At 68.6% G+C, this 26,202-nt stretch carries 22 protein-coding genes and 1 pseudogene; 16 read left to right on the top strand and 7 right to left on the bottom strand.

All coding sequences use genetic code 11. The features are described 5' to 3' along the window. Nucleotides 1-8: 8 nt before the first annotated feature. Together hpnI and HJG44_RS05315 are read right to left on the bottom strand one after the other, a co-directional pair. The gene (hpnI, locus tag HJG44_RS05320; RefSeq protein WP_171217354.1) at nucleotides 9-1,154 is read right to left on the bottom strand and encodes a bacteriohopanetetrol glucosamine biosynthesis glycosyltransferase HpnI; all 1,146 of its coding nucleotides are present in this window, start codon (nucleotides 1,152-1,154) and stop codon (nucleotides 9-11) included. Then, the gene (locus HJG44_RS05315) at nucleotides 1,151-2,161 is read right to left on the bottom strand and encodes a flippase-like domain-containing protein (protein ID WP_171217353.1); all 1,011 of its coding nucleotides are present in this window, start codon (nucleotides 2,159-2,161) and stop codon (nucleotides 1,151-1,153) included. Before HJG44_RS05315 ends, hpnI begins: the two co-directional genes overlap by 4 nt. A gap of 244 nt (nucleotides 2,162-2,405) precedes the next feature. On the opposite strand from HJG44_RS05315, the gene HJG44_RS05310 reads away from it, so the two are divergent. The 3 genes from HJG44_RS05310 (at nucleotide 2,406) to HJG44_RS05300 (ending at nucleotide 5,208) form a co-directional block, all read left to right on the top strand. Then, nucleotides 2,406-3,494: an amidinotransferase gene (locus HJG44_RS05310; protein WP_246736124.1), complete on the top strand. Its 1,089-nt coding sequence runs from the start codon at nucleotides 2,406-2,408 to the stop codon at nucleotides 3,492-3,494. A gap of 147 nt (nucleotides 3,495-3,641) precedes the next feature. Next, a complete protein-coding gene (locus HJG44_RS05305) occupies nucleotides 3,642-4,478 on the top strand; it encodes a MipA/OmpV family protein (RefSeq protein ID WP_171217352.1) in 837 nt (278 codons plus the stop codon). A gap of 13 nt (nucleotides 4,479-4,491) precedes the next feature. After that, on the top strand, nucleotides 4,492-5,208 hold the full coding sequence (locus HJG44_RS05300; protein ID WP_171217351.1) for a haloacid dehalogenase type II: 717 nt from the start codon (nucleotides 4,492-4,494) through the stop codon (nucleotides 5,206-5,208). Nucleotides 5,209-5,213: 5 nt separating this feature from the next. Here HJG44_RS05300 and HJG44_RS05295 read toward each other — a convergent pair whose 3' ends face one another. Further along, nucleotides 5,214-6,587 (bottom strand): glutamine synthetase family protein, encoded by a 1,374-nt coding sequence (locus HJG44_RS05295; RefSeq protein ID WP_171217350.1) that lies wholly within the window; start codon nucleotides 6,585-6,587, stop codon nucleotides 5,214-5,216. Nucleotides 6,588-6,613: 26 nt separating this feature from the next. Next, nucleotides 6,614-7,114, bottom strand: a complete 501-nt coding sequence (locus HJG44_RS05290) for an RNA pyrophosphohydrolase (protein WP_171218145.1) — start codon at nucleotides 7,112-7,114, stop codon at nucleotides 6,614-6,616. A 101-nt stretch (nucleotides 7,115-7,215) separates the two neighbouring features. Here HJG44_RS05290 and HJG44_RS05285 point away from each other — a divergent pair, with 101 nt between their 5' ends. From HJG44_RS05285 to HJG44_RS05270, 4 genes and pseudogenes are all read left to right on the top strand, one after another. Next, nucleotides 7,216-7,980, top strand: coding sequence for a DeoR family transcriptional regulator (locus HJG44_RS05285; RefSeq protein WP_171217349.1), 765 nt, complete (start codon nucleotides 7,216-7,218; stop codon nucleotides 7,978-7,980). A 164-nt stretch (nucleotides 7,981-8,144) separates the two neighbouring features. Next, nucleotides 8,145-8,984 (top strand): EamA family transporter, encoded by an 840-nt coding sequence (locus tag HJG44_RS05280; protein WP_171217348.1) that lies wholly within the window; start codon nucleotides 8,145-8,147, stop codon nucleotides 8,982-8,984. 196 nt (nucleotides 8,985-9,180) lie between these two features. Then, nucleotides 9,181-9,339 (top strand): annotated as a pseudogene (locus tag HJG44_RS05275) (phosphonoacetate hydrolase); the annotation flags it as partial. Between the two features lie 19 nt (nucleotides 9,340-9,358). Next, entirely contained in the window at nucleotides 9,359-10,519 is a 1,161-nt protein-coding gene (locus tag HJG44_RS05270; protein WP_346767097.1) for an iron-containing alcohol dehydrogenase, read from the top strand. Nucleotides 10,520-10,525: 6 nt separating this feature from the next. Here the strand turns inward: HJG44_RS05270 and HJG44_RS05265 are convergent, their stop codons facing one another. Then, a complete protein-coding gene (locus HJG44_RS05265) occupies nucleotides 10,526-11,746 on the bottom strand; it encodes a transglycosylase SLT domain-containing protein (protein ID WP_171217346.1) in 1,221 nt (406 codons plus the stop codon). Nucleotides 11,747-12,021: 275 nt separating this feature from the next. Between HJG44_RS05265 and HJG44_RS05260 the strand changes: the two genes are divergently transcribed. Continuing rightward, on the top strand, nucleotides 12,022-12,951 hold the full coding sequence (locus tag HJG44_RS05260) for a ring-cleaving dioxygenase (protein WP_171217345.1): 930 nt from the start codon (nucleotides 12,022-12,024) through the stop codon (nucleotides 12,949-12,951). Further along, a complete protein-coding gene (locus HJG44_RS05255) occupies nucleotides 12,951-13,577 on the top strand; it encodes an alpha/beta hydrolase (protein ID WP_171217344.1) in 627 nt (208 codons plus the stop codon). The genes HJG44_RS05260 and HJG44_RS05255 overlap by 1 nt, the downstream gene beginning before the upstream one ends. A gap of 9 nt (nucleotides 13,578-13,586) precedes the next feature. Here HJG44_RS05255 and HJG44_RS05250 read toward each other — a convergent pair whose 3' ends face one another. Next, nucleotides 13,587-14,531, bottom strand: coding sequence for an aspartate carbamoyltransferase catalytic subunit (locus HJG44_RS05250; protein WP_171217343.1), 945 nt, complete (start codon nucleotides 14,529-14,531; stop codon nucleotides 13,587-13,589). A 169-nt stretch (nucleotides 14,532-14,700) separates the two neighbouring features. On the opposite strand from HJG44_RS05250, the gene topA reads away from it, so the two are divergent. Together topA and parE are read left to right on the top strand one after the other, a co-directional pair. Next, nucleotides 14,701-17,391, top strand: coding sequence for a type I DNA topoisomerase (gene topA, locus HJG44_RS05245; RefSeq protein WP_171217342.1), 2,691 nt, complete (start codon nucleotides 14,701-14,703; stop codon nucleotides 17,389-17,391). A gap of 122 nt (nucleotides 17,392-17,513) precedes the next feature. Then, on the top strand, nucleotides 17,514-19,604 hold the full coding sequence (gene parE / locus HJG44_RS05240; protein WP_171217341.1) for a DNA topoisomerase IV subunit B: 2,091 nt from the start codon (nucleotides 17,514-17,516) through the stop codon (nucleotides 19,602-19,604). Nucleotides 19,605-19,781: 177 nt separating this feature from the next. On the opposite strand, the gene HJG44_RS05235 is transcribed toward parE, so the two are convergent. Continuing rightward, nucleotides 19,782-20,612 (bottom strand): outer membrane protein, encoded by an 831-nt coding sequence (locus HJG44_RS05235; RefSeq protein WP_171217340.1) that lies wholly within the window; start codon nucleotides 20,610-20,612, stop codon nucleotides 19,782-19,784. Between the two features lie 258 nt (nucleotides 20,613-20,870). On the opposite strand from HJG44_RS05235, the gene HJG44_RS05230 reads away from it, so the two are divergent. From HJG44_RS05230 to HJG44_RS05210, 5 genes are all read left to right on the top strand, one after another. Beyond that, nucleotides 20,871-21,119 carry a hypothetical protein gene (locus HJG44_RS05230; protein WP_171217339.1) on the top strand — a complete coding sequence of 83 codons (249 nt, stop codon included), beginning with the start codon at nucleotides 20,871-20,873 and terminating at the stop codon, nucleotides 21,117-21,119. Nucleotides 21,120-21,307: 188 nt separating this feature from the next. Beyond that, a complete protein-coding gene (locus HJG44_RS05225) occupies nucleotides 21,308-22,729 on the top strand; it encodes a DEAD/DEAH box helicase (protein ID WP_171217338.1) in 1,422 nt (473 codons plus the stop codon). 104 nt (nucleotides 22,730-22,833) lie between these two features. Then, a complete protein-coding gene (locus HJG44_RS05220; protein WP_246736083.1) occupies nucleotides 22,834-23,886 on the top strand; it encodes a GGDEF domain-containing protein in 1,053 nt (350 codons plus the stop codon). Nucleotides 23,887-23,988: 102 nt separating this feature from the next. Beyond that, the gene (gene plsX / locus HJG44_RS05215; RefSeq protein ID WP_171217337.1) at nucleotides 23,989-25,023 is read left to right on the top strand and encodes a phosphate acyltransferase PlsX; all 1,035 of its coding nucleotides are present in this window, start codon (nucleotides 23,989-23,991) and stop codon (nucleotides 25,021-25,023) included. A gap of 9 nt (nucleotides 25,024-25,032) precedes the next feature. Further along, a complete protein-coding gene (locus HJG44_RS05210; RefSeq protein ID WP_281411485.1) occupies nucleotides 25,033-26,010 on the top strand; it encodes a beta-ketoacyl-ACP synthase 3 in 978 nt (325 codons plus the stop codon). The last annotated feature ends 192 nt before the right edge of the window (nucleotides 26,011-26,202 follow it).

The following is a 26,202-nucleotide window of genomic DNA, read 5'->3' as shown; positions in this document are numbered from 1 at the left end:
TCTCGGGTTCAGTGCCTCGTCTTGGCCATCAGGACGCCCGCGGGCGTCACGTCGTAGCTGTGCCCTCTCCAACTGACGTCGCGGCCGAAGAAGCTCGCCACGAAGATGCCGAAGGAGAGGAGGTCGCGCAAAGGCGCGAGCCCGTAACCCCCTGCCTTTACGCCGAAGGCCTGCCTAACGGCAAGGCAGAGCGCGATCCGCAGGGCCAGCGCGGCCGCCGCGAAGCCCGCGGCGAAGGCGCCCGGAGCGATGCAGAACGCAAGAACCGCGAGCGGGAACGGGTGCGACACCACGGAGCCGGCATGCCCAAAAGGATCGATCTGGCGGATCGTGCGCACCCACCGGAGTTCCTGGCGCGCAAGGTCCGCGAAGGACGTCTCGTTGCAGGCATGCCCGATCGTGAAGGGCGTCACCGCCACGGCGAGCCCGAGACGGCGAACCGCCGCGCCCAGGCGGTAATCGTCCGCGAGATCGTCCGCGAGGGACCGGAAGCCGCCGATCGCCTCCAGGGTCTCGTGGCGCAGCGCGATCGTCGAACCCATGCAGGGACTGGCCAGCCCGAGCCCGAGCCCGACCGCGACGCTGGGGAGGAAGTGGGAATCGATCGCGAGCGCCGAAAGGCGCGACGGCAGCGTCCCGCAGGGAACGCCATGATAGAGACAGGTCACCGCGCCGACGCCCGGGCGCTCCAGCTCGCCGAGAAGGCGAGCGAGATAGCCGGGCCCGACGATCATGTCGCTGTCGGCCAGGACCACGATCTCGTGCCTGGTCCGCTCGGCCATGTTGATGAGGTTGGAGACCTTGCGGTTGCTCCCGTGGAGGCGGGAATCGACGACCAGCTCGATATCGGCCTGCGGGAACGCCGCCTCCAGGCGGCGCACCACCGCGATCGCGGGATCGCGCGGATCCTGCACCCCGAACACGATCTGCACCGGCCCGCGATAATCCTGGTTCAGGAAGGTCGACAGATTCGCGAAGAGACCGGGCTCCGCCCCGTGAAGCGGCTTCAGGATCGTGACGGAAGGCGCCGCCCCGGGGGACGAGGCGGGCCGCGCCGCGAGCCGCCGCACGAGCACGATCGCGGCCACGAGGTAGGCGAGCCCCGCGGCCGAGAGGAGCAGCAGCAGGCCGGCCAGGACCTCGGCGAAGCTCAACGGCGGCCCTCCGCGAGGCCCGTGTCGCCGGCGAGATCGGGGCCCTTCCCGAGCGCTCGTCGCGCCTCGATCCACTGCCAGACGACCAGGCCCGGAAGACCGATCGCGAGGTCCGAGACGCGCTTCACCAGGGAGAGAGCCACCGCCGGCCCGGCCGGGATGCCGAACAGCGAGCAGATCGCAACGAAGCCGCCCTCCTGAACCCCGAGCCCGCCCGGGACGGCGAAGGCGGCCCCGCGCACCGCCTGCCCAAGGCTCTCGATGACGATCGCCTCGGCGAAGCCGATCGGGTAGCCCATGAAGTGGAAGGCGATCCAGACTTCAAGGGAGCCGAAGATCCAGACGCCTGAATGGATCGCGACCGAGGCCGCCACCCCGCGCGGGTTCTCGTAGATCTCGCGCAGACGCTCGTAGAAGCGCTCGACCGCAGCCAGGGCGGCCCATTCGCGCCCTGCGGCGAGCTTCTGGCCGATGGCGAGGAAGAGCTTCGCGCCGCCCCTGCGCTGCAGCAGCACGAAACCGCCCAGGCCGAGAGCGGCGATTCCGATGCCTGCCGCGACATAATGGACGAGCTCGCTGTCCCCCACGAGCCAGACGAGAAGTCCGAGGCCGAGCACTGCGAAGAGGAGCTGCGTTCCGGCCTGCACCCCGATATCCGCGATCACGCTCGCCCAGGCCATCGCACCCTCGCACCGCCAGAACGTGGCAAGGCGCGCACCGATGAAGTCGCCGCCCACCGCCGCCACCGGCAGGAGCTGGTTGATGCTCTCGCGCACCCAGCGCAGGAGCATGGCGACCTGGCTCTCCAGGCGTCGGCCGGGCGGGAAGAGGACATTCCAGCCGATCCCGTCCGCCGCGATCGCGATCGCCCGGACGAGGACCACGAGCGCCGTGCCCCAGCCGGCGCTTTGGACAGCCTGCAGGATCTCGCCTGCGCCCGAGAACGCCACGACGACGCCGAACAGGACGAGGCCGGCAACCGCGGCGAGGATCGTCAAACGCTTCATCTTGCCCGGGGTCCCACTCTGGCCTTCGGGCCGAACTCGTGTTTTAGGCAGGCGCTATCTATCCGAGGTCGTTCAACAATGCCGCCTATTTGTGGTCGCATTGCCGGAAAATCAGCCGGGTGGAGCGACCGGGCAGAAGCTGGAGAGAGGCGACGTGGACCTCGGGGTAACCTCGCAATCGGACCTGTTGGAGCGGGACCTGCCTGAAACGGGTTCGGAGGCGGCAACTGCCGCGGCCGCACGCATGCCCGAGAAGGCGGACGCCTCTCCGGTGATGTCCTACAACGAATGGGACCCGCTGGAGGAGGTCATCGTCGGCCGCCTCGAAGGCGCGACCATCCCGTCGAACCACATCACGGTCACCTACAACCTGCCGCCCTCCGTCATGGGTCTGTACCGGCTGGCCGCCGGCTTCAAGTACCCGGGCTGGATGAAGAAGCTGGCGCAGAAGGAGCTCGACGGCTTCATCGCGCTGCTCGAGGCGGAGGGCGTCAAGGTGCGCCGGCCCGAGATCATGGACTTCTCCAAGAAGTACCGGACGCCGAACTGGTCATCCCGCGGCTTCACGATCGCCTGTCCGCGCGACGGCTACATGGTGGTGGGCGACGAGATCATCGAAAGCCCGATGTGCTGGCGCTCGCGTCATTTCGAGCAGGAGGCCTACCGGCCGCTGTTCAAGGAATATTTCAAGGCGGGCGCCCGCTGGACCTCGGCGCCGCGGCCGCAGCTGACGGACGACCTCTACCGCTACGATTACAAGCTGCCCAAGAAGGGCGGCCCGATCGAGTACACGATCAACGAGTTCGAGCCGGTCTTCGACGCGGCCGACTTCGTGCGCTGCGGGCGCGACCTCTTCGTGACCGTCTCGAACGTGACGAACCGCTTCGGCATCGCCTGGCTGCAGCGGCATCTCGGCCACACCTACCGGATCCACGAGATCCCGAGCCTGTGCACCCAGCCGATGCACATCGATTCCACCTTCATGCCGCTCGCGCCGGGCAAGGTGCTGGTGAACCCGGATTACTGCGACGTCGAGAACCTGCCGCCCGCCCTCAAGCGCTGGGACGTCCTCGTCGCCCCGCGCCCGGACCCAGTATCGGGCATCATGGCCAAGATCTCGATGTGCTCGCCCTGGACCTCCATCAACGTGCTCTCGCTCACGGAGAAGAAGGTCGTGGTGGATGCCTCGCAGCCGACCCTGATTCGGGCACTCAAGGATTGGGGATTCGAGCCGCTGCCGATCCCGTTCCTGGCCTACGGACCGTTCGGCGGCGCCTTCCATTGTGCGACTTTGGACATCCGCCGGCGCGGCACGCTCGAGGACTACACCTGAACGGCCAAGCCTGATGTGCGGAAAGCACAGGTGGCGGGAGATCGCCCGCCGCCCGGCTCCGGCGCGTTGATGCGCCGGGACGCAGATCGTTAACTGCGGCCCGACACATTGGGCGCGCCGGCGGGCGCCGCCTCGGGATTGCACACGATGACGTTTCGTTTCGCGGCGCTGCTTGCCGCGCCGTTCGCGCTCTGCTCGACGCTCGCGCCGGCCGCCGATCTCGGCAGCTTGCGTACCCTCCGCAGCCCCATGATGGTGCAGGCGGAGACCTACGTCGTCACGCTGACCGCGAACGGGCAGTTCATGCCCCGCTTTCCCGGCTCCGATAAGCTGACGGGGATCGGCTACCCCTCCCTCAACATCCGACGGGCGGGCGAGCCGCCGCGATTCGCCGCGCCGGACGACGGGTTCAGCATCTCGCTCTATGACGAGATTCCCGAACTTCGCTTCGGACCTGTGGTCCGCGTGCAGGGCGGCCGCTACTACTCCGACGACCGCCGTCTCGTGGGCTTGAGGAAGATCAACTGGAGCGTCGAGCCGGGCATCTTCCTGGAGTACTTTCCCGTCAGCTTCATCCGTGCGCGCGTCGAGCTTCGCTACGCGCTCAACGGCGCGGAGGGCTTCGTCGGCAATGCGGGCCTCGACTTCATCGCGCCGATCGACCGGCTGACGCTGTCCGTCGGACCGCGGCTCAGCTTCGGCGACGCCAATTACGTGCGCCGCTATTTCGGCGTGACCCCGGCCGAGGCGGCCGCCAACGCGATCATCCCGGCCGCCTATCGGCCCGGAGCGGACGTGACCGCTGCCGGCGTGCTCGCCGCCGCCTCCTACCAGTGGAACGAGACCTGGGGCACGACCATCTATGGCGGCTACAATCGCCTGATCGGGGATGCCGGCCGCAGCCCGATTCCGCGCCTCATCGGCTCCCGCGATCAGTGGATCTTCGGCGCGAGCGTCTCCTACTCGTTCAACTGGACCCGCTGAGCGCCACCCGATCGTGCCCGGGCTCGGGAGCGTCAGGGCGCTCGCCTTCGACGTCTTCGGCACCGTCGTGGATTGGCGGTCGGGCGTGGCTCGCGACGCGGCCGCGATCCTCGGGGCACGCGGCCTTGACCTGGACTGGGGTGCATTCGCGGACAGGTGGCGCGCGCTGTACCAGCCGAGCCTCGAGCGCGTGCGCAGCGGCGAGCGGCCCTGGACGCGGCTGGACGATCTCCACCGGGAAAGCCTGCTGCAGGTACTGGAGGAGTTCGGCGCGAGGAGCCTGTCCGAAGCCGAGATCGAGGATCTGAACCGCGCCTGGCATCGGCTCGATCCCTGGCCGGATGCCGTCGAAGGACTCGGTCGGCTGAAGAGGCGCTACGTCATCGCCACGCTCTCCAACGGCAATGTCTCGCTGCTGGTGGACATGGCCAAGCGCGCCGGCCTGCCCTGGGACGCGGTGCTCGGGGCCGAGGTCGCGCGAGCCTACAAGCCGCTGCCCGAGAGTTATCTCACCACCGCCCGGCTGCTGGATTGTCGCCCGGAGGAGTGCCTGATGGTGGCGGCACATCATCACGATCTTGTCGCGGCGCGATCGTGCGGCTTTCGGACCGCCTACGTGCACCGGCCGCGCGAATTCGGACCGGCGCAGAAGGACGACCTGCCGGCCGAGCACGGGCACGACCTGGTCGTGGCCGATTTCCTCGAGCTTGCGGACGCGCTCGGCGCCTGAGCGCCTCAGATGATCTCGAAATAGCGCTTCAGCTCCCAATCCGTGACGTGGCGGCGGAACTCGCGCTCCTCCCACTCCCGTGTCGCCGCGAAATGCTCGACGAAGGCCGAGCCGAACATCTCGCGTGCCGGCCGCGAGCCCTTGAGCCGCTGTGCCGCATCCCAAAGGGTGCGCGGCAGGTCCCACCCGCCGCCGTCCTTAAGATCATAGGCGTTGCCGGCGATGGGCGCGTCCGGCTCGATCTCCTTCTCGATGCCATGGAGGCCGCTGGCGAGCGCGGCCGCGAGGGCGAGATACGGGTTCGCATCCGCCGCGGCGATCCGGTACTCGACCCGCTGGGAGGCGGCAGAGCCCGGGATGGCCCGGAGCGCCGTCGTGCGGTTCTCGATGCCCCAGGTGGCGGAGACGGGCGCCCAGAAGCCGGGGATCAGTCGCGAATAGGAATTCACCGTCGGGGCCACCATCGCCAGCACCTCTGGCATGAGCGCCTGCTGCCCGCCGATGAAATGGCGCATCGCGCGGCTGACGCCGTGCCCCTCGCGCTCGTCGCGGAAGAGCGGGCGCCCGTTCGCCTTGTCCTTCAGCGACAGGTGGATGTGGCCGCTCTGGCCCGGCCAGTCGTTCGACCACTTGGCCATGAAGGTCGCCATCAGCCCGCGCCGTTGCGCGAGAACTTTCGTGAACGTCTTGAAGAGCAGCGCCTTGTCGGCCGCGCGAAGCGCGTCGTCGACCGCGATCGCTGCCTCCAGCACGCCCGGGCCTGTCTCCGTGTGGAGGCCCTCCAGGGCCATGTCCATCGTCTCGCAGGTCTCGATCAGCTCGCGATAGAGCTCCGCCTGAACCGAGGAGCGGAGGACGGAATAGCCGAAGAAGCCCGGCGTCATCGGCTTCAGGTCGCGATAGCCCTTCTGCCTGACCGAATCGGGCGTCTCGTCGAAGAGGAAGAACTCGTATTCGAGAGCCGCCGAGACCATGAAGCCCATGTCCTCGGCCTTGGCGAGCACGCGCCGCAGAACGCCGCGCGGGCAGATCTCCTCGGCCCTGTCGGCCAACTCGCAGAGGAAAAAGGGTGCATCGTTCTCGAAGGGGAGCGTGCGGCAGGTCTCGGGAAGGATCCGGACCGGCGCATCGGGATAGGCGGTGTGCCAGCCCGTATAAGCGACGTTGTCGTAGAGCTGATCGTTGGAATCCCAGCCGACGATCACGTCGCAGAAGCCGAAGCCCTTCTCCAGCGCGGACAGGAACTTGGTCCGTGAGACGTATTTGCCGCGCAGGATGCCGTCGATGTCCGACACCCCGAGCTTCACGAAGGTATGCCCGCCCTCCTCCACGAGGCGGCGCGCCTCGGCGGCATCCTTGATACGGACGGGTTCTGCCATGGGCGGCTCCTTCCCGTGCGCCGCCTTCAGCGCCCTGCCCAGAGTGTGAACTCCCGCGCGACATGCGCGTAGATGTGCCGCTTGTAGGGGACCACGATTTCGGCCGCACGGTCCAGCCTTTCCCAGCGCCATGCGTCGAACTCGGGTTCCGCGTCGTTGCCCGCGATCGCGAGGTCGATCTCGCTGTCGTCGCCGGTGAAGCGCATCGCGTACCAACGCTGCTCCTGGCCGCGGAAGGCCGCGAGCTTGTGCGGCGGCCCCGAATAGGGAGGGAAATCGTAACGGACCGGCTCGGAAAGCGACCCGAGAACCGCGGCCGAGACGACACCCGTCTCCTCCCAAAGCTCGCGCCGGGCCGCGGCCTCCATGTCCTCGTTCGGATCGACGCCGCCCTGCGGCATCTGCCATTCGTATCCAGACATAATGATCTCCGGTCCATCATCCTTGATACGGCGCGCGATCAGCACACGCCCGTTCGCATTGAATAGAGCAATTCCAACATTCTGCCGATATAATCCGGAGGTGATTCTACCTGCATGCACCGCGAGCAACCTTATTGGTTGAAAGTTGAGCTTGATTTGAAGCGTGCACGACAGCAGGTTTGAGGACGAGATCACAACGTTCCAATATGCCTCGCACCATCGCAGCGCGCCGCCAGGACGAAATCTTGGCACGCTTACGGATTTCCGGTACCGTCAGCGTCGAAGAGCTGGCCGAATCCTTCTCGGTATCGCGCGAAACGATCCGAAGAGACCTGAAAAACCTCGCGAAGCGGGGATGTCTCGAGGTCGTTCATGGCGGTGCCTCCCGGCGCAGCTCCGAGACGGCCCTTGTCGAGCGGCTCGGAGAAAATCCGCAAGGCAAGGCCGCGATCGGCCGCGCCGCCGCGGAACTGGTCGATAACGGGATGGTGGTGCTCCTCGATTCGGGCGCGACCACGTTGCGGGTTGCGGAGGCCCTCGCGGCCAAGCTCGACTTGACGATCGCCACGAACTCGCTCCCGATCGCGCTCATGATGTGCCGCGTTCCGGGCACGCGGGTCCATATGCTGGGCGGCGAGGTCGATTCCGTCGACGAGGCGGCCTTCGGCATCGAGGTGATCGAGGCGCTGGAGCGGTTCCGCTTCGACATCGCCTTCGTCGGGGCGGCCGGCATCTCGGAGGAGGGCGAAGTGACCGACTTCACGCGCGTGGCCGCCGAGCAGCGCAGCCGCATGCTGAAGGCGGCCAAGCGCGCCTATCTCGTCGCCGATCACGGCAAGTTCGGGCGGCTCACGCCGATTCGCATCCGGGACTCCGAGATCGCAGCCGGCCTGATCGTCGACCGCCCCCCGGCCGAGCCCTTCTTGGAGGCCTTCCGGACTCGCGGCACCCAGATCATCGTGGCCGAATGATTTGTGGCTTTGTGCGATGTGTCGTGCTCTCCGTCGACCCGGTCACCCTAGCCTGATCCCCTCGCGAGCACTGTAATGATGGACGATGGCGGCGCGCCGTCACCTGCCGCTCTCCGTTCCGGAATCGGCGCGTCCGCAGGGTCAGGCCGCGGATCTGCGGGCGCATGACGACCGGCGTATTCTTCGCCGTGCTGCTGGCTGCCGCCCTGCATGCAGGCTGGAACGCGGTTCTCAAGGTCCGGCTCGAGCCCTTCCTCGCGATGACCCTGGTCACGGGTCTCGCGGGCGTGATCGGGCTTCCGTTCCTGCTCCTTCTCGGCCCGCCTCGCGTCGAGGCCTGGCCCTGGCTCCTCGGCTCGGTCACGATCCACCTCGCCTACTACCTTGCGCTGTCCGAGGCCTATCGGCAGGCCGGTATGGGGCAGGTCTATCCGATCGCGCGTGGCGGAGCTCCGCTGCTCACCACGGTCGCTTCGCTGTTTCTCATCCGCGAGCCGATCGCACCTCTGGCCGCGGTCGGCATCGGGGTCCTCGGGACCGGCATCGGCCTCATGTCCGTCAGGGGCAAGGGGGCGCATTTCGACACGCGGGGCGTAGCCTTCGCGCTCCTCACCTCGGTGATCATCTGCGGCTACACGATCGTGGACGGGATCGGAGCCAGGGCGTCCGGCGATCCGCACGCCTATTCGGCCGCGCTCTTCGTGGCGAATGCGATCCCGCTGCCGCTCTACCTCCTGTGGCGCCGCGGCAGGGCCGCCTTTCTGCCCATGCGCCGCTTCCTGCTTCCGGGCCTTGCCGGTGGCGGAATGTCGCTCGCTGCCTATTGGATCGCGATCTGGGCCATGACGGTGGCGCCGATCGCGCTCGTCGCCGCGCTCCGGGAGACGAGCGTGCTGTTCGCGACGCTCATCGCGATCTTCCTCCTCAAGGAGCCTCTCGTCCCGGTCAGGGTCGTCGCGGCGCTCCTCATCGTCGCCGGCATCGTCACGATCAAGGTCGGCTGAAAGGTCCGACATGGCCGATCTGCACGCGCGAGGCGCCGGCGGAGACGAAGGAGGGTGCGACGGCGCTCCGCAGGATGGGCATCGAGCCTCGCACCGCCTAAGAATCCCCCATGAACATGCAGTCCCGCTTCGGCCAGGAGGTCGCGGTCAATGGCCGGACCTATCGCTGGCCGAAGACCCCCACCGGGCGGCCGCGAGGCACGACCTCTCCGGGCTCACCGAGCCGCTGCGCTCGCATGGCGGGCTGACCGAGCAGGTCGTGCCGCTGATCGCGAGCCGGAAGGTCGACGTGCCCGCAGGCCGCGTGTTGCGCAATTTCGACGCGTTCGACATTGCGCTGAACCATGCCGCCTGAGGCTGCCAAGGATGCCCCCGTGAGACCGCAGCGCTCCAACTGGAATTTTCCGACCTCCGTGCGCTTCGGCGTCGGGCGCATCTGCGAGCTGCCGGAAGCCGTGCGCAGTGCGGGCATGGAGCGGCCGCTCCTCGTCACCGACCCGCGCCTTGCGGCCATGCCGATGGTCCAGTCCGCCCTGGCCTCGCTGGATGCGGCCGGGCTCGGCCGGGCCGTGTTCTCCGACATCAGGCCGAACCCCGTCTCGGCCAATGTCGAAGCCGGTATCGCGGTGCTGCGGGAGGGCGGGCACGATGGGGTCGTCGCCTTCGGCGGCGGTTCCGCGCTGGATGCCGGCAAGGTCATCGCCTTCATGGCCGGCCAGACGCGGCCCATGTGGGACTTCGAGGATGTCGGCGATTGGTGGACGCGGGCCGACCCGAGCGGGATCGCGCCGGTCGTGGCCGTGCCGACAACGGCGGGCACAGGCTCGGAGGTGGGCCGCGCCGGGGTCATCACGGACGAGGCGAGCCACGCCAAGAAGGTCATCTTCCACCCGAAGATGATGCCAGCGATCACCATCTGCGATCCCGAGCTGACGGTCGGCATGCCGCCATCGATCACGGCCGGGACCGGCATGGACGCGTTCGCGCATTGCCTCGAAGCCTATTGCGCGCCGGGCTACCACCCGATGGCGGACGGCATCGCGGCGGAGGGCATGCGGCTCGTCGCCGAGGCGCTCGCGCGCGCCGTGGCGGACGGAACGGACATCGATGCGCGGGCGGACATGATGTCGGCGGCCGCCATGGGCGCCACCGCCTTTCAGAAGGGGCTCGGCGCCATCCACGCCCTCTCGCACCCGGTCGGCGCGCTCTACGACACCCATCACGGCATGACCAATGCCGTATTCATCCCCTATGTGCTCGCCTTCAACCGGCCCGCGATCGAGGAGCGGATCGGCCGCGTGGCGGCCTATCTCGGGCTCTCCGGCGGGTATTCCGGCTTCACCGATTGGGTGCTCGGGCTTCGCGAGCGCATCGGAGTGCCGAACACGCTCAAGGAGCTCGGCGTCGACGACGAGAAGGCGGAGCTCGTCGCCGACATGGCGCCGAGAGATCCCACGGCAGGCGGCAATCCCGTCCCGCTCGATCGGGACGCTTCGCTGAGGCTCTTCCGCGCCGCCTATGAGGGGCGACTCTGAACGGCTTCAGCCGTTGGGGCCCGCCTCGGCCATCACCTTGACGGGCCGGAACATCTCGAGCCGGGCGTCGATCATCCGGTCGATCTTGGCATAGACTTCCGGCACGGACAGACCCTTGCGGCGGCCTTTCCGGCCACGCTCGAAGAAGATCGACGCATTCGCCCGCGCAGCGGCCGGGAAGGCCGCAGTCGCGCTCTTCGCCTTCCTGGCGGCCTTCATGGCGATGAAGCGCGTCGCCCCGTCGAGCCCGAGGAAATGGGCGAGATACATCTCGGTCGCATTGAGCTCGCGTCCGATCTTGAGCCCGATCAAGGCAGCGTCACGCCGCAGCATCTCGGCCGCCATCACGGCCGCCACATAAGGGTCGCGACGGAGATTGAGGATGCGGGTGCGGTCCGCGTCGTCGGCCACGGTCGGCTTGTCGTCCACGGTCTCGATCAGCGCCGCCTCGGCCCCGAGCCCGTGCTTCGGCCCGAACGCCTTCACCGTATCGAGCCACGTGCGCTCGATGAACTGGAACAGCCCTTCCGCGCTGGACGTCGCGGCTCTGACCTCGGTGCGGAAGCTCGATTCCTTGTCGGCCAGCGCCATCAGGTAGATCGGGTCCACATCGGTCGCATGGGCCGCCTTCACGATGGTCTCGACCAAGCGGCGGGGAAGCTCGCGCGAGCCGAAGCGCAGGTAGTCCTCGACCTCGTCTCGGCTCTCCTCGAAGCTCGGATGCCTGATCTCGCCGGGCGAGGGCGAAGCCGCAGCGATCTCCGAACGCGGCGTCGCTGCCGGCATGGCAAGCTCGGCGGGCCGGTCCGGGGCACTCTGGGTCACGGCACGCATATCCTCGACAGCCGTGACCGTCGCCGCCGGCGGGATCGCGACCGCAGCCGGCACGGCCGTCACCGGACGGATCGGGTCGATCCCGCGAACGGTCGGCTCATTCACATGCTCCACGAGCACGGGAAAGACGGGCTGCAACTTGAAACGCTCGCCGGCCGCGTGCGCCGATCCGACCGGAGCGAGCGCTGAATTCGGAATGGCGCCGCTCGCCAGGAACCCGAAGCCGATCACGGCCGTGATGCGCCCGACACGGGATCCCGCCCGGTCGATAGCATCGAGCACCGTGCCGAGCCGCCGCCCGGGTTCGCGGGAAGAAAGCCAGAGGACGGGGTCTTGCGTGTCCGGATCGAGCTCTGCCGCTTCCCTGAACGTCGCCTCGGTCCAAACCCGCATCTCACCTCCGTGTCGCTCAGCCCGGTAATCGGGCCGCCGCGGCGCGCCCTTTCGCCGGGGCATGTGGCTGGAATGCGACCGGATGAAGATTTTTTGGAACGCCCTGCGCCGTTATGCGTTGTAGAAACTTTGCCATTCGCAAGTAGCTGCACCGCGACACGGTGATGATCCCGGCCAGCGAAGGCTTGCATCGGCGCAAGCGGCAGCCCGATGCGGCCGTCTCGTCGGAGATTTACCTCATCGGCCAAGCCTCAGAGCTTAGCAGGAGCGATCCGATGACGAACGGCATCCACCACGTGACCGCGATCTCTGGTCTGGCCCGCCGCAACCTGGACTTCTATACCCGCGTCCTGGGACTGCGTCTCGTCAAGAAGACCGTGAACTTCGACGATCCGAGCACGTACCACTTCTACTATGGCGACAGCGCGGGCAGCCCCGGCACGATCCTCACATTCTTCCCGTGGGAGCATGCCGCGCCCGGCCGGCTCGGCATCGGCGAGACCGCCGAGACCGCCTTCCAGGTTCCCTCTACGGCTATCGGCTACTGGACCCACCGCTTCGTTTCGGAGGGCGTCGAGCACGACAACCCGGTGCGGCGGTTCGGCGAGACGGTCCTGCCGTTTCGCGATCCGGACGGCACGCGGCTGGCGCTCGTCTCGACGGATTTGCCGGACCAGGATGAGGGCCTGTGGAGCGGCGCGGATGTTCCCGTCGAGCATGCGATCCGCGGCCTCCACTCGGTCACGCTGCTGCTGAAGGAGGCCGGCCCGACCGGCGCCATCCTGCAGGATGTCTTCGGGCTTGCGGAAACCGGCCGCGAAGGCTCGGTCCTGCGCTTCGCTTCGGGCGCGAGCCGCGGCGGCATCGTGCAAATCCGCGAGGTCGGCGACTTTCTCAAGGGCCGTCCGGGCGGCGGGACCGTACATCACGTCGCCTTCCGGGCGGCGGACGACGAGGCCGAGCGTGCGATGGTCGAGAAGCTCGCCCGCGATCACGGTCTGGCGACCACGGAGCAGCGCGACCGCAACTACTTCCGGTCGGTCTATTTCCGTGAGCCCGGCGGGGTGCTGTTCGAGATCGCGACCGACATTCCCGGCTTCGCGGTCGACGAGGCGCCGGAGGAGCTCGGCCGTGCGCTGAAGCTGCCCCCGGGCCTGGAGGAGCGCCGGGCCGAGATCGAGGCCGTCCTGCCCAAGGTGGCGTGATGTCCGCCCCTGCCCTCTCCTTCGTCCACCGCTTCGAGCCGGCGGTTCGTCCCGGCCCGCCGCCGGTCCTGCTTCTGCACGGGACCGGCGGCGACGAGACAGACCTCATCCCACTCGGCCGCACCGTCGCGCCCGGCGCCGCTCTCCTGTCGCCGCGCGGCAAGGTGCTGGAGGGCGGTATGCCGCGCTTCTTTCGCCGCCTTGCCGAAGGAGTCTTCGACGAGGACGACCTCCGCCGGCGCGCCGACGAGCTTGCCGGTTTCGTGGATCAGGCGCGCAAAGCCTACGGCCTGTCGGCACCGGTGGCGCTCGGGTTCTCGAACGGGGCGAATATCGCGGCCGCCATGCTCCTGCTCCGTCCAGATGCATTCGCCGGGGCGATCCTGATCCGGGCGATGGAGCCATTCCGCGAGGCGTCGCCGGTCCGGCTTCCGGGCACGCCCGTGCTGATCCTCTCGGGATCGGCGGATCCGATCGTGCCGATCGACAACCCGAAGCGGCTCGCCGCGACGCTCGCCGCGGCCGGCGCAGCGGTGGAGCACGAGATCCTTCCCGGCGGCCACGCCCTGATCCAGGCCGACCTCGTGCGCTCCCGCGCCTGGATGGACAGGCTTGCTGCCGGGTGAGCCGGGGCCTCAGCCGTTCGGCAGGTTGCGGGCGAGAGCTTCGAGCACGGCCATCCGGACGGCGACCCCCATCTCGACCTGCTCGCGGATGAGGGACTGCGCGCCGTCCGCGACCTCAGACGATATCTCCACGCCGCGATTCATCGGCCCGGGATGCATGACCAGCGCGTCCGGCTTGGCTGCCGACAGCTTCTCGGCATCGAGGCCGTAATAGCGGAAATACTCCTTCACGGAGGGCACGAAGGAGCCGTTCATGCGCTCGCGCTGAAGGCGCAGCATCATCACGATATCGACCCCTTCCAGGCCCTTGCGCATGTCGCGGAAGACCTCGACGCCGAAGCGCTCGATCCCGGCCGGCATCAGGGTCGAGGGGCCGATCACCCGCACGCGGGCCCCGAGCGCCTGGAGCAGGATGATGTTCGAGCGGGCGACGCGCGAATGGAGGATGTCGCCGCAGATCGCGACGAGCAGGCCCTGGATACGGCCGCGATTGCGGCGGATCGTCAGCGCGTCGAGCAGCGCCTGGGTCGGATGCTCGTGCGCGCCGTCGCCCGCATTGACGACGGAGCAGTCGACCTTGCGGGCCAGCAGATGAACCGCACCTGCCGCATGGTGACGCACGATGATGATGTCGGGCCGCATCGCGTTCAGGGTGGCGGCGGTGTCGATGAGGGTCTCGCCCTTCTTCACGGAGGAGGAGGCCACCGACATGTTCATCACGTCGGCGCCGAGCCGCTTGCCTGCGATCTCGAACGAGGACTGCGTCCGGGTCGACGGTTCGAAGAAGAGGTTGATCTGGGTCCGGCCGCGAAGGGTGGCCTTCTTCTTCTCGACCTGGCGGGAGACGTCGACCGCCTCGTCGGCCATGTCGAGCAACGCCTCGATGTCGATCGGCGAAAGCCCTTCGATGCCGAGGAGGTGGCGATGCGGGAAGACGGCGCGGGCGGGGTCCATGCTGAGGCGACCGCTATAGGGTTCGGCAGAAGGGCCAGCAAGCCTTGCGGATGACCGCCTGCCGGTCCCGGCGCCACCGCGATTTGACTTGGGGCCGCCGCTGCACCAGTTAAGCCGGCCGGCCACGAGCCGATCCCCTTCATCGCAGCGGACAAGGCGCTATCGGCGCATGAAAGTCGTCGTCGTGGAATCGCCCGCCAAGGCGAAGACGATCAACAAGTATCTGGGCCCGGGCTACGAGGTCCTGGCTTCGTTCGGCCATATCCGCGACCTGCCGGCCAAGGACGGCTCCGTCGATCCGGATCACGATTTCCGCATGATCTGGGAGCTCGAGAGCCGCGGCGCGAAGCGTGTCTCCGAAATCGCCAAGGCGGTGCGCGGCGCCGAGAAGCTCATTCTCGCCACGGACCCCGATCGCGAGGGCGAGGCGATCTCCTGGCACGTCGTGGAGGCCCTCAAGGAGAAGAAGGTCCTCAAGGACACGCCGATCGAGCGCGTCACCTTCAACGCCATCACCAAGGACGCGGTCGCGGCGGCCATGCGCGCCCCGCGCCAGATCGACGGCGCCCTGGTCGATGCCTACCTGGCGCGCCGGGCGCTCGACTATCTCGTCGGCTTCACGCTGTCCCCGGTGCTCTGGCGCAAGCTCCCCGGCGCCCGCTCCGCCGGGCGCGTCCAATCCGTCGCGCTCCGGCTGATCTGCGACCGCGAGCTCGAGATCGAGACCTTCGTGCCGCGCGAATACTGGTCGATCGTGGCGCATCTCGCCACGAGCCAGGGTGCCGTGTTCGAGGCGCGGCTCGTCGGGGCCGACGGGCGCAAGATCGCGCGCCTCGACGTGGGCACGGGCGAGGAGGCCGAGCGCTTCCGGCGCGACCTGGAGCTGGCGACCTTCCGGGTCGTGTCGGTCGAGGCGAAGCCCGCCAAGCGCCACCCGCAGCCGCCCTTCACGACGTCCACCCTGCAGCAGGAGGCCTCGCGCAAGCTCGGCTTTGCGCCCGCCCATACGATGCGGGTAGCGCAGCGCCTGTACGAGGGCGTAGAGATCGGCGGCGAGACGATCGGGCTCATCACCTATATGCGGACGGACGGGGTCGACATGGCCCCGGAGGCGGTTCAGGCCGCGCGCCGCGTGATCGGCAAGGAATACGGCGACCGGTATCTCCCGTCCGCGCCGCGCCGCTACGTCACGAAGGCCAAGAACGCGCAGGAAGCGCACGAGGCGATCCGGCCGACGGACATGGGCCGCCTGCCGGCTTCGGTGGTGAACCGGCTCGATCCGGACCAGGCGAAGCTCTACGACCTGATCTGGACCCGCACGGTGGCGAGCCAGATGGAATCAGCCGAGCTCGAACGGACCACGGTCGAGATCGAGGCGCAGGTCGGCCCGCGCCGGCTGGAGCTGCGGGCCACCGGCCAAGTCGTGAAGTTCGACGGCTTCCTGCGCCTCTACCGCGAGGATCGCGACGATCCCGAGCCCGGCGCGGGAGGCGGGGAGGATGACGACGAGCGCCGGCTGCCTCCGATGCGGCAGGGCGAGGCGCTGGAGCGCCGCCGCATCGCGGCGACGCAGCACTTCACCGAGCCCCCGCCCCGGTTCTCGGAGGCAAGCCTCGTCAAGCGCATGGAGGAGCTCGGGATCGGCCGCCCCTCGACCTATGCGGCCATCCTCGCCGTGCTGCGCGAGCGCGAATATGTCCGGCTGGAGAAGAAGCGGCTCGTGCCGGAGGACAAGGGACGGCTGGTCGTCGCCTTCCTGGAGAGCTTCTTCCGGCGCTACGTCGAGTACGACTTCACGGCCGACCTCGAAGAGCAGCTCGACCGGATCTCGAACAACGAGATCGACTGGAAGCAGGTCCTGCGCGACTTCTGGATCAGCTTCGCCAAGGCCGTGGAGGAGACCAAGGAGCTTCGCACCGGAGAGGTGCTCGAGGCGCTGAACGAACTGCTCGGGCCGCACATCTTCCCGCCGAAACCCGACGGCTCCGATCCGCGTCTCTGCCCGAACTGCAACCAGGGCCAGCTCTCGCTCAAGCTCGGCAAGTTCGGGGCCTTCATCGGCTGCTCGAACTATCCGGAATGCCGCTACACGCGGCAGCTCGCCGCCTCCGCGCCGAATGCGGAGGACGCGAACGGCGGCGCCACGCCCGGCATCCGCCATCTCGGGGAAGACCCCGAGACAGGCCTGCCCGTGACGATCCGGGACGGCCGCTTCGGCACCTTCATCCAGCTCGGCGAGGCCGAAAACGGGGAGAAGCCGAAGCGTTCCTCCATTCCGAAGGGTGTCGATCCGGCCTCGATCGATCTCGAACGCGCCCTCGCCTATCTGGCGCTTCCGCGCGAGATCACGCGACATCCGGAAACGGGCGAGCCGATCCTGGCCGGAATCGGGCGCTACGGTCCCTATGTCCAGCACGGCAAGACCTATGCGAGCCTCGGGCCCGGCGACGACGTGCTCCAGATCGGCGCGAACCGTGCGGTCGATCTGGTGATGAGCAAGGAAGCCGGCGGCGGGCGAGGCGGCCGCGCCGCCGATCCGGGAAAGCCGCTCGGTCAGGATCCGGAGACGGGCAAGACCGTCGCCCTGAAGGCGGGCCGCTACGGTCCCTACGTGACCGACGGCGAGACCAATGCCACCTTGCCAAGGGAGAAGAGCCCCGACGCCTTGACTCTGGAGGAGGCGCTGCAGCTCCTCGCCGAGCGGCGGGCCGCGGGTCCCTCCAAGGGCAAGCGTGGCGCGGCCAGGACGCGGACACCTGCCGCGAAGACCCCGGCCAAACGCTCGGCCGGATCGAAGGCATCGGCAGCCCCGAAGGCGAAGAAGGCTGCCGCGCCCAAGCGGACGAAGGCGAAAGGCTGAGCCGGCCAGCTCGGCTCAACTTACCGCGACGAGCGGCCCCGGACGGCGAGGTTTACGGTTCGTTCTCTTTACCCGCGTTGCGGTAGAGTGCGGGTTGGCGAATCACCCCTGTTGAGTACGAGATGGCCGATAGCGACCTCTTCGGCGGCGGCGCAGCCCTGCGCAAGCTTGCACAGTCCCGGACTGCCGGCACAGCGGCGAATGCCTCGGCCGCCCCTCCCGCCCGGCCGGCCCGCACGCGGCCGCTTTCGCCCCCGCCCGCCACTGCGGAGGCAGGCTACGATGCTTCGGCGATCGAGGTTCTGGAGGGTCTGGAGCCGGTCCGCCGCCGCCCGGGCATGTATATCGGCGGGACGGACGAGAAGGCCCTTCACCATCTCTTCGCCGAGGTCATCGACAACTCGATGGACGAAGCGGTCGCGGGGCATGCCACCTTCATCGAGGTGGAACTCGAGGAAGGGGGATTCCTCACCGTCACCGACAACGGCCGCGGCATCCCGGTCGACCCGCACCCGAAATTCCCGAAGAAGTCCGCGCTCGAGGTGATCCTCACCACGCTCCATGCGGGGGGGAAGTTCGATTCCAAGGTCTACGAGACGTCCGGCGGCCTGCACGGGGTCGGCGTCTCCGTCGTGAACGCGCTCTCCGACGTGCTCGAGGTCGAGGTCGCCCGCAACCAGACCCTCTATCGCCAGTCCTATTCGCGCGGCCTGCCCCAGGGCCCCGTGAAGGAGGTCGGCCGCGTGCTCAACCGCCGCGGCACCAGGGTTCGCTTCCATCCGGACGCGCAGATCTTCGGGGCTGACGCGAGGTTCAGCCCGCGGCGCGTCTTCAAGATGGCGCGCTCCAAGGCCTATCTGTTCGGCGGGGTCGAGATCCGCTGGAAATGTGCGCCCTCGCTCCTCGCCGGAATCGACAACGTCCCGCCGGAGGCGACCTTCCGGTTCCCGGGCGGCCTGCGCGACTACCTGATGAAGGAGATCGAAGGCTCGACCCCGATCGCGGAAGGCATCTTCTCCGGCAAGGTCACCAAGCCCGGCGGGCACGGCTCGCTCGAATGGGCGGTGGCCTGGCTCGCGGACGCGGACGGCTTCTCCTCCTCGTACTGCAACACGATCCCCACGCCCGAGGGCGGCACGCACGAGAGCGGGCTGCGCGTGGCGCTCCTGCGCGGGCTGCGCGAATACGCCGAGCGCGTGAACCAGGGCAAGCGGATGGCCGCGGTCACGACGGACGACGTGATGGCGCAATGCGCCTCCATGCTCTCCGTCTTCATCCGCGAGCCGGAGTTCCAGGGCCAGACCAAGGACAAGCTGGCGACCCAGGAGGCGTCGCGTATCGTGGAGGGCACGGTCCGCGACGCCTTCGACCACTGGCTCGCGGCCTCTCCCGCCCAGGCCAACAAGCTGCTCGACTGGGTCGTCGAGCGCGCCGAAGAGCGCCTGCGCCGCCGGGCCGAGAAGGAGGTCGCCAGGAAGAGCGCGACTCGCAAGCTCCGCCTCCCCGGCAAGCTCGCCGACTGCACCAAGGCGGGCGCGGCCGGATCGGAACTGTTCATCGTCGAGGGCGACTCGGCGGGCGGCAGCGCCAAACAGGCGCGCGACCGGAATACCCAGGCCGTGCTGCCGCTGCGGGGCAAGATCCTCAACGTCGCCTCGGCGGGCCGCGACAAGCTGGTGCAGAATCAGCAGCTCTCGGACCTAATCCAGGCCCTCGGCTGCGGCACGGGAAGTCAGTACCGGGACGAGGAGCTCCGCTACGAGAAGGTCATCATCATGACCGACGCGGACGTGGACGGCGCGCATATCGCCTCGCTTCTCATCACCTTCTTCTACCGGCAGACGCACAAGCTGATCGACAACGGCCACCTGTATCTGGCCGTGCCTCCGCTCTACCGGCTCACGCAGGGCGCCAAGACGGTCTATGCGCGCGACGACGCGCACAAGGAGGAACTGATCCGTACGGTCTTCAAGGGATCGGGCAAGGTCGAGGTCGGGCGCTTCAAGGGGCTCGGCGAGATGTTGCCGGCGCAGCTCAAGGAGACCACGATGGATCCGAAGAAGCGCACGCTGCTCCGGGTCACCGTCGTCCCCGAGGACGAGGCCGGCACGGGCGATGCGATCGAGCGCCTGATGGGCAACAAGCCCGAGGCCCGCTTCGCGTTCATCCAGGAACGCGCCGCCTTCGCGGACGAGGCCGCCCTCGACATCTGACGAGCGCCGCCCCGCAGCTTGCGGGCGGACCTGAAACGAGAAAGGCCCCGGCAGCGATGCCGGGGCCTTTCTCGTGGTGCCGCCTACCCCTGCCGGACGACGGTCCACCGTCGTAGGTGCCGAAACGAAAAAGGCCCGGCGTCGCCGCCGGGCCTTCGGTCCCAAGCCGGTTAGGGCTTAGAAGGTGCCGAACTTGTAGTTCAGGCCAGCACGGACCACCACGAACTCCTCGTCGCGGGCGCCACGGCCGTTGACGAAGACCGGGGTGGCGGTGCCGCCGGCAACGAAGTCGCCCACATAGCGGGAGGCCGCGTTCCGGTCGAGGTTCACGTAGAGAGCCTCGAGCTTGCCGGTCAGGTTCGGGGTGAAGGCGTACTCGACGCCGCCACCAGCCGCCCAGCCGGTCCGGATGTCGTTGTTGCCGACGCAGCGGCCAGCCGCGAAGGTGGAGTTGCAGTTGTCCGGCCCGTCGCCATAGGCGAAGCCACCCGTGCCGAACACGAGGAGGCGATCCCAGGCGTAGCCGACGCGGCCGCGAACCGTGCCGAACCAGTCAACGCCCTGGCGGTTGCCGGTGGCGCCGAAGAAGCCGGCGACCCCCGGAACCAGGACGGTCGTGCCGGAACGGTTGCTGACGAGGTCGGCATACTGGATGTCGGCCTCGAGACCGACGACGAAGTTGCCGATCTGGTAGTTGTAGCCGATCTGGCCGCCGCCGACGAAGCCGTCACGGTTGCCGTTCCCGCCCGGGAACACCGTGCCCGTGTAGCCGCCGAGCGGAGCGCTCAGGGTAGCCGGGCCGGCCGGAGACACCGCGTACGGGTTGTTGGCGTTCGTGCCGACGTCGAAGCCGTAGCCGGCGTTCACACCGACATAGAAGCCGGTCCAGGTGAAGACCGGGACCGCGACGTACGGGGCCGGAGCTGCCCGGCGGGAGGGAAGATCGGCAGCCATCGCGCCGGCCGTGAGGCCGAGGAAGGCGACCGAAGAGAGTAGAATTTTCTTCATATGGGAATCCAATCTGAGGTCAGTGGTCCGGGTGCTCTTGTATCGGATGGTGGCTTTGGCGTCTGTCACTTCCAGGCAACATCCGCCCGCAACCCCCTCCGGCGTTCTCAAGCAACAACCCTTCCAAAGTCCTAAACCGCCCCGGTCCCGTGCCAGAGCAGGTCTGAGACTTCGCCGGCCCGAATGGCACCAGGAGCGTGGCAACGCAACCTTTACCTTGACTGGCGAAACTCTTCCCAGAGACGACGCGAGGCGGCGATGTTGGGCGGCGAGGAGGGGGGACGGCGCTCAGTCCTTCTGTGGACGGTCAAGACGGCGGCGGCGATCGCCTTTCTGTCCTTCCTGGCCTCCAACTGGCTGGCGGGCCCCGCTCTCGACAACGGGACGCTTGCCCGCCTGGCCGCGATCACGGCGGGCGGCGCCGCAGATCCCACTACGACCGGCTCCATCCTGCGAGGCGGGTCGGCCACGAAGCTGGACCCCTGCGCGGTGCCGCGCCGCCCCTGAAGGGAAGCTCGACCGTCGAGGACGCGCCGAATCCTGCTTCAGATTTGACAATGGAGGCCGTGGACCCGAAATAGCCGAGGTCGGCCTCATTCCGCCTCTGGATCACAACCAAAGGCGCCCGCCGGCGTTTTCCTCGCATTCTCTCTTTCGATCGTCGCCCGTGGCGGCGGCACGGTTACCCCAACGGAATGTCTTTCGCTGACCTCGGGCTAAGCGACAAGGTGCTGCAGTCGGTCGCAGCAGCCGGCTACTCGCAACCGACCCCCATCCAGACCCAGGCGATCCCGCACATCCTGGCGCGCCGCGACGTGCTCGGCATCGCCCAGACGGGCACCGGCAAGACGGCGGCCTTCGTGCTCCCGATGCTCACGCTTCTGGAGACGGGACGCGCGCGGGCCAGGATGCCACGTACGCTGATCCTCGAGCCGACGCGCGAGCTCGCCGCGCAGGTCGAGGAGAACTTCGAGCGTTACGGGGTGAATCACAACCTGTCGGTCGCTCTCATCATCGGCGGCGTCTCCTTCGCCGATCAGGACGCGAAGCTCACCCGCGGCGTCGATGTCCTGATCGCCACGCCGGGACGGCTGCTCGACCATTTCGAGCGCGGCAAGCTCCTTCTCACCGGGGTCGAGCTCCTCGTCATCGACGAGGCCGACCGCATGCTCGACATGGGCTTCATCCCGGACATCGAGCGGATCGTGAAGCTCGTCCCCTTCACGCGGCAGACGCTCTTCTTCTCCGCGACGATGCCGCCGGAGATCACCCGTCTCGCCGACACCTTCCTGCACAATCCCGTGCGGGCCGAGGTTGCCAAGCCTTCCAGCACGGCCGCCACCATCACGCAGCGGCTCGTGGCCACGCCCGCGGACCCGGCCGACAAGCGCCAGCGCCTCCGCGAGCTCATCCGCACCGCCTCCGATTTCAAGAACGCGATCATCTTCTGCAACCGGAAGCGCGACGTGGCCGTCCTGCATCGCTCGCTGCAGCGGCACGGCTTCAACGCCGCCGCCCTGCACGGCGACATGGACCAGCGCGCCCGCATGGCGGCGCTCGACAGCTTCCGGACGGGCGCGGTGGCGCTGCTGGTCGCGAGCGACGTCGCGGCACGCGGGCTCGACATCCCGGCCGTGAGCCACGTCCTCAACTACGACGTGCCGCACCATGCGGAGGACTATGTCCACCGCATCGGCCGGACGGGCCGCGCCGGCCGCTCCGGCCATGCCGTGACGCTCGTCGCACCCGGGGACGAGAAGTCGCTCGCCGCGATCGAATCGCTGATCGGCCAGTCCGTCCCGTGGGAGGGTCCTCCCGTCGCCGAGGGCGGTGCCGAGGAGCGTCCCCGTCGCGACCGCGGGTCGCGCCGCGTATCCAGCCGCTCCGCCGCACCCCGTCGGGAGGAGCGCGAGGCGAAGCCGCGCGAGGCCCGAGCGGGCCGGGAGCCCCGTCCGGCTCGCGAGCGGGGAAGCCGCCCCGTCTCGGGCGGCAGCCGAGAGGCTGCGCATCGGCCGGTCCGCCAGGCCGCGCCGGCCGCCGAAGGGCGCGTCCTCGGGATGGGGGACCACGTCCCGGCCTTCCTGGCTCGCCCGGTCCCGAAGAAATCCGACAAATAGGCCGAGCCCAGCCCGCTTAACGGGTTCTTCGCTTTCCTCCCGCATCGTCGCCGTCCGGCGCGATCTGCGCGCCAGAGACCTCGCCGACGATGTCGAGGAACGGCATGCAATCGCCCAATCGGACCTTCTCGATCGCGGAGCGGGCGAACGAGCTGATGCGGGCCTATTCGGACACCGCCTCCCCGCACAGCTACGAGATCTGGTTCACCTACGTCGCCGGCGCGAAGCCCTTCCTGAACGACGCGGTGAAGAACGCCCTCAAATCCGGCGAGAAGCTCACCGAGGAGCAGATCGAGGCGCTCTACGACGCGCATCTGTCCACGGTACGCCTCGGCGTGCAGGCCGAGCGCGCCGGGACCGGCATGCTGAGCGAGATCGAGCAGGTCGTCGCGATGATCGACGACGCGCTCGGCTCGACCACCAGGTACGGGGCCTCGCTGCAGGCGATCTCGGAGGACCTCGCCGCGCCGCAGGAGCGCAGCGGCCTGCGCGACATTCTCGAGGCGCTCGTCGCGGCGACGCGCGAGGTCGCGGCCAACAACCGCTCGCTCGAGATGCGGCTCCGCGATTCCCGCGGCGAGATCGAGGCGCTTCGCGAGGCCCTCGAACGCGTCCGCGTCGAGACGCTGACGGACCCGCTCACCGGGATCAGCAACCGCAAGCATTTCGAGGAGATGCTGATCTCGGCGACAATCTCGGCCCGGGCGAACGAGAGCCCGCTGTCGCTCGTCGTGATCGACATCGATCATTTCAAGCGCTTCAACGACACCTACGGGCACCTCACGGGCGACCAGGTGCTGCGCCTCGTCAGCACGGCCATGGGCGAGCAGGTCCAGGGCCAGGCGACGCTCGCCCGCTTCGGCGGCGAGGAATTCGCCATGATCCTGCCCGGCCTCTCCCGCGAGCAGGCCTTCGAGGTCGCCGAGAAGGTCCGGCGCAACGTCGAGGCGCGCGAGCTCATGAAGCGCTCGACGGGCGAGTCGCTCGGCCGCATCACCGTCTCGCTCGGCGTCGCCGTCCTCCGCCGCCACGAGACCGCGACCTCCCTCCTCGACCGTGCCGACACCTGCATGTACCGGGCGAAGGGCTCGGGCCGGAACCGCACCGTCACCGACCTCGATCCGGCGGAGGCGGCCGCCCTGTCCGACGCGGCCTGACCTGCCCGATCCCGGGCTGCGAAACCGGGGCGGCGACAAGGCGGTTGCGGTCCGGCGCGGAGGCGGTATGGTCCCCGCCCCTCCCCGAACTTCCTCGAAGGCATGCCGCAGCCCGTCCGGATTTCGCTCGACGCCATGGGCGGTGATTCGGGCCCTCCCGTCGTGATCGGCGGGGCGGCGCTGGCGCTGGAGCGCCACCCGGAGATGCGCTTCATCCTGGTCGGGAACGAGACCGTCATCCGCCCTCTTCTCGCCGGCCGCGAGAAGCTCGCCGCCGCGAGCGAGATCCGGCACACCGACGTGACGATCGCGATGGACGCCAAGCCGAGCCAGGCGGTCCGGAGCGGCAGGCGCACCTCCTCCATGTGGATGGCGATCCAGGCCGTGCGCGACGGCGAGGCGGATGCCGCGGTCTCGGCCGGGAATACCGGGGCCCTCATGGCGATGGCGAAGATCTGCCTGAAGACCATGACCCATATCGAGCGTCCCGCGATCGCGGCGATCTGGCCGACGACGCGCGGGGAGAGCATCGTGCTCGACGTGGGCGCCTCGATCGGTGCCGACGCGGCCCACCTGGTCGACATGGCCATCATGGGCGCCGCGATGGCGCGCATCGTCTTCGACATCCCGGTCCCGACGGTCGGGCTCCTGAACGTCGGGACCGAGGAGATGAAGGGCGTCGAGACCGTACGGGAAGCCAGCCGCATCCTGCACGAATCGAACATTCCCGGCCTCGCCTATCACGGCTTCGTCGAGGGCGACGATATCGGCCGCGGCACGGTCGACGTCGTCGTCACCGAGGGCTTCGCCGGCAACATCGCGCTCAAGACCGCCGAGGGCACCGCCAAGCAGGTCGGGGAATATCTCCGGGCCGCCATGAGCCGCACCTGGACGGCGAAGCTCGGCTATCTCCTGGCCAAGGGCGCCTTCGACGCGCTCCGCGAGAAGCTCGATCCGCGCAAGGTCAACGGGGGCGTCTTCCTCGGCCTGGAAGGGATCGTGGTAAAGAGCCACGGGGGGACGGATGCCGTTGGCTTTGCCAGCGCCATCGATATGGCGCATGACATGGCGCAACACCAATTGATGCGCACGATCCGGGACATGCTCGACGACGATCCCGGATCCGGGCCGGCCTGAGACCATCCCTTGACCCGACTGAGATCGATCCTGCGCGGCTGCGGCTCCTATCTGCCGCCGCGTGTCCTCACCAACAAGGACCTCGAGGCGATGGTCGCGACCTCGGACGAGTGGATCGTCCAGCGTACGGGCATCCGCGAGCGTCACATCGCGGCCGAGGGCGAGACGACCTCCGTGCTCGGCATCAGGGCGGCGGAGGCGGCGCTCGCCGATGCCGGGTTGGAGGCAGGCGACATCGACCTCGTCGTCTGCGCCACCTCGACCCCGGACTACACCTTCCCGTCCACCGCCACCCAGATCCAGCACGGGCTCGGCATCCATGGCGGCGCCGCCTTCGACCTGCAGGCCGTCTGCACGGGATTCGTCTACGGGCTCGCGACGGCCGACAAGTTCCTCGTCTCGGGCTCGCACAAGCGCGCGCTGGTCGTGGGCGCGGAGACCTTCTCGCGCATCCTCGACTGGACGGATCGCGGCACCTGCGTGCTCTTCGGCGACGGCGCGGGCGCGGTCGTGCTGGAGGCCGCGGAAGGCCGGGGCACGAGTGCCGATCGCGGCGTGCTCACAACCCAGCTCCGCTCCGACGGGCGCTACCGCGACAAGCTCTATGTCGATGGCGGGCCCGGCTCGACCGGCACCACCGGCCACCTCCGCATGGAGGGCCGCGAGGTCTTCAAGTTCGCGGTCGGCAAGGTGATGGACGTCGTCACCGAGGCCTTCGCGGAGGCCGGCGTCACGGTGGACGACCTGTCCTGGTTCGTCCCGCACCAGGCGAACCGCCGCATCATCGAGGCCTCCGCCGACAAGCTCGGGATCCCCCGCGAGAAGCTCGTCATCACGGTGGACCGGCACGGCAACACCTCCGCGGCCTCGATCCCCCTGGCGCTGGACGCGGCCCGGCGCGACGGCCGCATCAAGGAGGGCGACCTCGTGATGCTGGAGGCGATCGGCGGCGGCTTCACCTGGGGCAGCGCGCTCCTGCGCTGGTAGTGCGCGCCGCGCCCCTCATCCGGGCACGCGCCGTCCGTCCCCGGCGCGGGGTCGGTCAGGACGGGCGACTTCAAAGAGCGGGTGAATTGGTCGAGGGGCGTGGGACGCCGAAACGCTCGATCAATTTTATAGAGGAGCCTTTCGGCGTCCCCGCGATCCGGAACCCTCTCCGCGTCATGGCCGGGCTTGTCC

It is taken from the genome of Enterovirga aerilata (assembly GCF_013044135.1).
In the GTDB taxonomy this organism is placed as follows: domain Bacteria; phylum Pseudomonadota; class Alphaproteobacteria; order Rhizobiales; family Beijerinckiaceae; genus Enterovirga; species Enterovirga aerilata.
This window is presented reverse-complemented; position numbering and strand designations above follow the sequence as displayed.

Excerpts from the sequence above, each read along its gene's own strand:
- topA (WP_171217342.1), top strand. The coding sequence starts at position 14,701 with ATGAAAGTCGTCGTCGTGGAATCGCCCGCCAAGGCGAAGACGATCAAC.
- plsX (WP_171217337.1), top strand. The coding sequence starts at position 23,989 with ATGCCGCAGCCCGTCCGGATTTCGCTCGACGCCATGGGCGGTGATTCG.
- HJG44_RS05260 (WP_171217345.1), top strand. The coding sequence starts at position 12,022 with ATGACGAACGGCATCCACCACGTGACCGCGATCTCTGGTCTGGCCCGC.
- HJG44_RS05235 (WP_171217340.1), bottom strand. The coding sequence starts at position 20,612 with ATGAAGAAAATTCTACTCTCTTCGGTCGCCTTCCTCGGCCTCACGGCC.
- HJG44_RS05220 (WP_246736083.1), top strand. The coding sequence starts at position 22,834 with ATGCAATCGCCCAATCGGACCTTCTCGATCGCGGAGCGGGCGAACGAG.
- HJG44_RS05250 (WP_171217343.1), bottom strand. The coding sequence starts at position 14,531 with ATGGACCCCGCCCGCGCCGTCTTCCCGCATCGCCACCTCCTCGGCATC.
- parE (WP_171217341.1), top strand. The coding sequence starts at position 17,514 with ATGGCCGATAGCGACCTCTTCGGCGGCGGCGCAGCCCTGCGCAAGCTT.
- HJG44_RS05255 (WP_171217344.1), top strand. The coding sequence starts at position 12,951 with ATGTCCGCCCCTGCCCTCTCCTTCGTCCACCGCTTCGAGCCGGCGGTT.
- HJG44_RS05225 (WP_171217338.1), top strand. The coding sequence starts at position 21,308 with ATGTCTTTCGCTGACCTCGGGCTAAGCGACAAGGTGCTGCAGTCGGTC.
- HJG44_RS05305 (WP_171217352.1), top strand. The coding sequence starts at position 3,642 with ATGACGTTTCGTTTCGCGGCGCTGCTTGCCGCGCCGTTCGCGCTCTGC.
- HJG44_RS05280 (WP_171217348.1), top strand. The coding sequence starts at position 8,145 with ATGACGACCGGCGTATTCTTCGCCGTGCTGCTGGCTGCCGCCCTGCAT.
- HJG44_RS05265 (WP_171217346.1), bottom strand. The coding sequence starts at position 11,746 with ATGCGGGTTTGGACCGAGGCGACGTTCAGGGAAGCGGCAGAGCTCGAT.
- HJG44_RS05295 (WP_171217350.1), bottom strand. The coding sequence starts at position 6,587 with ATGGCAGAACCCGTCCGTATCAAGGATGCCGCCGAGGCGCGCCGCCTC.
- HJG44_RS05230 (WP_171217339.1), top strand. The coding sequence starts at position 20,871 with ATGTTGGGCGGCGAGGAGGGGGGACGGCGCTCAGTCCTTCTGTGGACG.
- HJG44_RS05285 (WP_171217349.1), top strand. The coding sequence starts at position 7,216 with ATGCCTCGCACCATCGCAGCGCGCCGCCAGGACGAAATCTTGGCACGC.
- HJG44_RS05315 (WP_171217353.1), bottom strand. The coding sequence starts at position 2,161 with ATGAAGCGTTTGACGATCCTCGCCGCGGTTGCCGGCCTCGTCCTGTTC.
- HJG44_RS05310 (WP_246736124.1), top strand. The coding sequence starts at position 2,406 with ATGCCCGAGAAGGCGGACGCCTCTCCGGTGATGTCCTACAACGAATGG.